We start from the raw sequence: 6,000 nt of genomic DNA, 5'->3' as shown, positions 1-6,000 counted from the left end.
AGAAATTGATTGTAGTAACAAAAACTTTTGTATTTTGGATAACGCTGTAATATAAACATATTTAAATGGAAAAGCTCTTTTATCGTTTAGGATTAAAAATAACAGAAGAGGAAGACCATGGTGGAAGATCCTTTTTTCTTTAAGGAAATACTTCTATAATATAGATTCTTTAAGATCCCTAATCTTTGTAGATCTAAAGGTAGACGAACTCTAACATTAGAGATTTTAGGTGCAGGTGTAACGGTATTGGATATATAAGAAGAAGACATAAGAATTATGAGAATTATAACAAAAGTATAGTTTTTATAGCTTAATAATTACCACATGGAATTCCATGCGGTAATTATTAAATAATATTATTAATTTTTAAAATTTTGTGGATATAACTAATGTTTTATTATTTCACGTATCCCTATATTCACCCTAATTATTCTTGATTTCCAAATGTCTTATCCCTTGCTTTAAAGTTCCCCTCGCTTCCTCATTTCTCTTGTAATTATGCTTTTATTTAATTTTGTATCCTTTGAGACCTCAGAATATGACCAATCACTTTCAACTAATTCCAATGCTAAATTCAGTTCTTCTTTATTATATGTCCTTTTTATGTCTTTTTTTTGATTTACTTCTATTTTTAACGTTTTCCTTCCATTTTGAAAATTTATCTTCTTTTTTTAGCTTTATATAATTTTGCCATCTTTTTATTGAAAGATCTCCACTTTCTAATGCAGACTTCACCTTACATCCAGGTTCTGATTTATGGGTACAGTTGCTGAATTTACATTCACTTTCTAGCTCTTTAATATCATCGAAGGCTGAATTAAGTCCATCAGATACATCCCACATAGCAAGTTCTCTCATTCCTGGAGTATCAATTATCATAGCGCCATTTTTAAGCATAATAAGTTGCCTGTGAGTTGTGGTGTGACGACCCTTACTATCATCTTCTCTTATATGATTTACCTTCATAATTTCTTCGCCTGCAATAGCATTTACAAGTGAAGACTTCCCAACACCAGAGGATCCAAGGAATACAATTGTTTCTGAAGGCTTAATATAATTTTGGATTTCACAAATCCCATCTCCTGTAATTGAGCTGACTGTTAATATTGGAATTCCTATAGCTATTTTTTCAAGCACCGTTTTATAATAACTACAGTTACTACATAAATCAGATTTTGTTAGAATAATTATAGGCATACCTCCGCTTTCAAAAGATACAGTTATATACCTTTCTATCCTCTTAACATTAAAATCATTATTAAGAGAGGTTATAATAAAAACATAATCAAAATTAGTTGCTACAACTTGTTCCTTCTCATAAAATGAGTCCATACGTGAAAACTTGCTTTTTCTTTCAAATACTTTGTAAATAATAGATTCACCTTGGTCATTATGCTTTACTAATACAAAATCTCCTATGGCAGGGTATATAATATTTTGTTCATCATTATAGAACAATGAACCTTTTAGCTTAGCGCTGCTTTCTCCGAACTTTGTTACAATGGTGTATTGATTTCTATGCACCTCTATTATTCTTGCTGGTATTAAATCCTTATCCTCTATAGTAAATTCTTCTATTTGCTTTTTATAAAATTCCGTATAGCCATAACATTCAATATTTATATTATCCATTTAATCCCTCCGTATTTTTATAATAATAATTTAATCTTTCCATATCAAATCACTCTCTTTTTAATATGTTTACATTCTAAAAATGGGCATAAAAATACCGTAGATAATAGCCTTCTAAATTTGGCTGCTATCTACGGGTACAAAAAAACACGACCTACCTGTCGCGCTACTTATCCTTTATAGGCAGTATATTATGAAAGGTTATATGTTACTGCAAAATGCAACGCAAACAAAGGATACACTATCCTCTAAGGTCACCTCTTGCCCATATTTAGTTTTAAATTATAATCACCCTTAAAATCATATTCATTAAAAACATCTCCTTTCATATAGAAATATTATTATAATTTTAATATTGTATATTTAACATTGTATTATTTCAAGAATGTTTTGTCAATTATAAAATTAAAAATATTTACCATATAGTTTTTCATAATATAATAAAACAAAAACCCACCACATAAAAGTGGCAGGTTTACTATGTTGAGACATATATTATAATCTCAATACTAATTTCATACTTGCTTTGATTTTAATAAAATAATTATTTCATCATATATAGGCGTGGTTCTTGTAACTTTTCTTGAACAATTCTAAGAGCTTCTCCAAATCTTTGATAGTGTACAACTTCTCTTTCTCTTAAAAATTTTAAAGGTTCTATTACATCAGGATCATCAGCCATAGTTATTAAATACTCATAAGTAGCTCTTGCCTTTTGTTCTGCTGCTAAGTTTTCTGTAAGGTCAACAATGGGATCACCTTTAGATTGGATGCCGGCAGCGTTAAATGGTACACCTGAAGCACTTGCAGGATATACACCTCTACCATGATCAGCAAAATAAGCACCCATACCCTGCGCCTCAATTTCTTCAATGCTTGCACCTTTCATTAATTGACGGACCATGGAACCAACCATTTCTAAATGGGCTAACTCCTCTGTACCAATGTCATTTAATGTGGCTATAGCTTCAGGAGTAATCATAGTAAATCTTTGACTTAAGTATCTAAGTGCAGCACCAAGTTCACCATCGGGTCCACCGTATTGAGTTATAATTACCTTTGCCATTTTAGGATTAGGATTCTTTATTTTAACAGGATATTGTAGGTATTTCTCGTATGTCCACATAAATTATACCCCCTCCTTATGAAATCTAAAATTAGCCTCATATTCCCAAGGCCAGGGCTGGTCTATCCACTGCCAAGGGCAAGGACTACAAGAGTCATGTTCGGATATCATTCCATAATTCATCTCATATCTTTCTTTTAAGGCTTTTGATTCCATTACGTGGAAGTTATATCTTGTAATAACCTTTTCATCCATTGGATGAGTATTAAGATACAAAGAAAGGTCCTCTTTCATAAAACTTGAAATAGTAATTAGTTTTAGAAGTTCCATTCTATCTATTTCACCTTTCATAGCAACCTCCCTTTTCACTCTTACTTAGTTTAACACCTTTTTTATTTTCTCCTTCAAAGGGACTATAAAGTTCCGGAAAAGCAGTACCTCTTTTAAGTGACTCAATAGGTGAAAAAAGAGTACATAGCTTTTGGTATGGAACATATGCAGCAGCAAGTCTAACGTTAGTTATTACAGTTTCTTGTGGAATACACTTTTTCTTTGTTATACAATTTGAACTAAGTCTAGAATCTTCAGGGTCTTCCATATAAAACATAATTATATTTATCTCCTTATTTATTCCTTCTACAATTACAATATATTCCTTTAATTCATAACTGACACAATATAATTTAATTTATATATGAAAAATATTATTTAAAAGTTATTTTATGGAGTTTCTAAAATAATTTTTACCTTTCTAGATGCGTAATCAATAACTGACTGGAGATTATTATTGTTTTTACCAGCACCTTGAGCTAAAAAGTTACTACCGCCACCTTTTCCATCTATAAGGCTTATAGCATCCTTTAAAAGATCATTCATGTTTAAGTTTTTAACATCCTTTGAAGATGCAAATATTAAATTAGCTCTTTCCTTTGAAGTTACTACAATAAGCGCTATAGTATTTTCATGCTCTACAAGTTTTGAGGTTAATTTACTTATATACTTTAGGTCATCATCAACATATACTTTATTTATAACATTAAAGTTTCCTATCTTTTCTGAGTCTTCTAGGATTTCTTTAATTTGATAACTTTGAAGATCGATTTTTAACTTTTTATTACTATCTAGAGCTGATTTTAAGTTATCATTTAAATTCTTAATAGCATTTGTAGCATCGTCTTCATTGCAACTTAAGTGTTTGCAAAGATCGTGAGAAAATTTGTCTTTTTTAAAACAATAGCCTACTGCTCGTCTTCCAGCTAAAAACTCTATTCTTGTGGCATTTTTATTTTTCTCCCACCTTTTTATTTTTATCATTCTAAGTTCTAAGGTGGAGCTAGGGTGGACACCACAACATGCATTTATATCTAAATCTCCTATTTTAACAACTCTTATTTCATCATTTGTTTTTGGGAGAGCTCTTCTTAATTTTAAATTTTTAAGTTCTTTTCTTGAAGGTATGAAGAATTCAGCAATGATATTCTCTTCAATAATATCATTAGCAAGGATTTCAGCTTTTCTTATTTGCTCTTCAGTAAGATTCCCTTCAATATCTACGGTACTAATATCAGATCCTAGGTGAAACCCTACAGTATTTGCATTAAATAGTTTGAAAAAGCATCCAGAAAGAACATGCTGACCGAAATGTTGAAGCATACCATCTAGTCTTTTATTCCAATTTATAGAACACTTAACCCTATGTATTTTAATTGGCCTTTTTTCTACAACATGATATATAATACCTTCTTTTTCGTATACATCTATAACTTCATGATTTTCTATAAATCCTAAATCGTGAGGTTGACCACCACCACCTGGGAAAAAAGCCGTTTTATCTAGGGATACATGAAATTTATTATCTATGTCTTTTATATCAATTATTTCAGCAGTAAAATCTTTTATATATTGGTCTTCGTAAAAAAGTTTATCCATTTAATTACCTCCACAGTAATGATTTATTATTGTATTATACTTATTAAGATTATCTAGTTATGTTGGATTATTACCTTAAAAAGTGAGTTACATTTAAATTATATCAAATAAGAGGAGCTTTATACAAATATCAACGTAATCTCTTTTTATAAATTAGGTGGTTTATAGAAAAAGGCACTAAATTTATTAGTTCCAATATTAAAATGTAGAAACACTTTAAAAAGCTCTGTGTGATATAATTAAAATAAATAAAGTAAAGGGGAGTTGTATTATGCAAAGAAAAGAATTGTTTCCTGAAATTCAGCCATATAATAGTGGGATGCTAAAGGTTTCCGATTTACATACGCTTTATTATGAAGAAGTTGGAAATCCAAAGGGCGAACCAATATTATTTTTGCATGGAGGACCGGGTGGCGGATTAAGTGATGCTTATAGAAGGTACTTTGATCCAAATTTTTATAGAGTTATTTTATTTGATCAGCGTGGTGCAGGTAAAAGTACTCCACATGCAGAATTAAGGGAAAACACAACAGAAAATTTGGTGCTTGATATTGAAAAGTTAAGAAAACATTTAAATATTGATAAATGGGTAGTTTTAGGGGGAAGCTGGGGTACTACTTTAGCATTAACTTATGCAATTCATTATCCTAAAATGGTTTTAGGACTTATTTTAAGAGGAATATTTCTTGGTACAAAAGCTGAAATTGATTGGATTTATCAAGAAGGAGCATCAGAAATTTATCCTGATAAATGGGAGGATTACCTTAATTTAATTCCTGAATGTGAAAGAGGGAATATGATTGAAGCTTATTACAAGAGGTTAACTTGTGACAATGAGGATGAAAGACTAAAGGCTGCAAAAGCATGGAGTGTTTGGGAAGGAAATATTGTTAATTTAATTCCTGATGAAGAGTCCATAAATAAGTTTGGTGAGTCGGGCTTAGCTCTTTCTATGGCGAGAACAGAGTGTCATTATTTTATAAACAATATGTTTAATGAATCTGATAATTATATATTAGAAAATGCTTATAAGATAAAGGAAATACCTTGCAGAATAGTTCATGGAAGATATGATATGGATTGTCGTGTTTCAGCGGCTTTCAAACTCCATAAATTATTGCCTAAGTCAAAACTTGAAATAATTAAAGATGCTGGCCATTCAGGCATGGAACCAGGAACTTTAAGTGAACTTGTAAAGGCTACTGAGGATTTTAAAAAGTTATATAAGTAAAAGATTTTAGTGTGTTAAAGAAGCCATTTAAATTATAAATGGCTTCTTTAACTTTAGTACATAATGAATATATTTAAACAGGCAATAGGTTAATATTTTTAAGTTTAATAGATAACATTAAAAATATTGTATCTCTAAATTA

6 protein-coding genes are annotated in these 6,000 nt (G+C 30.4%); 1 reads left to right on the top strand and 5 read right to left on the bottom strand.

The genetic code is table 11. The features are described 5' to 3' along the window. Nucleotides 1-588: 588 nt before the first annotated feature. From rsgA to BV55_RS0114660, 5 genes are all read right to left on the bottom strand, one after another. Nucleotides 589-1,632 (bottom strand): ribosome small subunit-dependent GTPase A, encoded by a 1,044-nt coding sequence (gene rsgA / locus BV55_RS0114680; protein WP_029453566.1) that lies wholly within the window; start codon nucleotides 1,630-1,632, stop codon nucleotides 589-591. A gap of 544 nt (nucleotides 1,633-2,176) precedes the next feature. Further along, nucleotides 2,177-2,758, bottom strand: a complete 582-nt coding sequence (locus tag BV55_RS0114675; protein ID WP_029453565.1) for a manganese catalase family protein — start codon at nucleotides 2,756-2,758, stop codon at nucleotides 2,177-2,179. Nucleotides 2,759-2,761: 3 nt separating this feature from the next. Continuing rightward, complete coding sequence (locus BV55_RS0114670; RefSeq protein ID WP_029453564.1) at nucleotides 2,762-3,049, bottom strand: spore coat protein CotJB; 288 nt, start codon at nucleotides 3,047-3,049, stop codon at nucleotides 2,762-2,764. Next, nucleotides 3,039-3,305 carry a spore coat associated protein CotJA gene (locus tag BV55_RS0114665; protein ID WP_051652520.1) on the bottom strand — a complete coding sequence of 89 codons (267 nt, stop codon included), beginning with the start codon at nucleotides 3,303-3,305 and terminating at the stop codon, nucleotides 3,039-3,041. Before BV55_RS0114665 ends, BV55_RS0114670 begins: the two co-directional genes overlap by 11 nt. A gap of 113 nt (nucleotides 3,306-3,418) precedes the next feature. After that, nucleotides 3,419-4,627, bottom strand: coding sequence for an alanyl-tRNA editing protein (locus tag BV55_RS0114660; protein ID WP_029453562.1), 1,209 nt, complete (start codon nucleotides 4,625-4,627; stop codon nucleotides 3,419-3,421). Nucleotides 4,628-4,898: 271 nt separating this feature from the next. Here BV55_RS0114660 and pip point away from each other — a divergent pair, with 271 nt between their 5' ends. After that, the gene (pip, locus tag BV55_RS0114655) at nucleotides 4,899-5,858 is read left to right on the top strand and encodes a prolyl aminopeptidase (protein ID WP_029453561.1); all 960 of its coding nucleotides are present in this window, start codon (nucleotides 4,899-4,901) and stop codon (nucleotides 5,856-5,858) included. The last annotated feature ends 142 nt before the right edge of the window (nucleotides 5,859-6,000 follow it).

Origin of the sequence: Clostridium algidicarnis (genome assembly GCF_000703125.1) — a bacterium.
In the GTDB taxonomy this organism is placed as follows: domain Bacteria; phylum Bacillota; class Clostridia; order Clostridiales; family Clostridiaceae; genus Clostridium_L; species Clostridium_L algidicarnis.
This window is presented reverse-complemented; position numbering and strand designations above follow the sequence as displayed.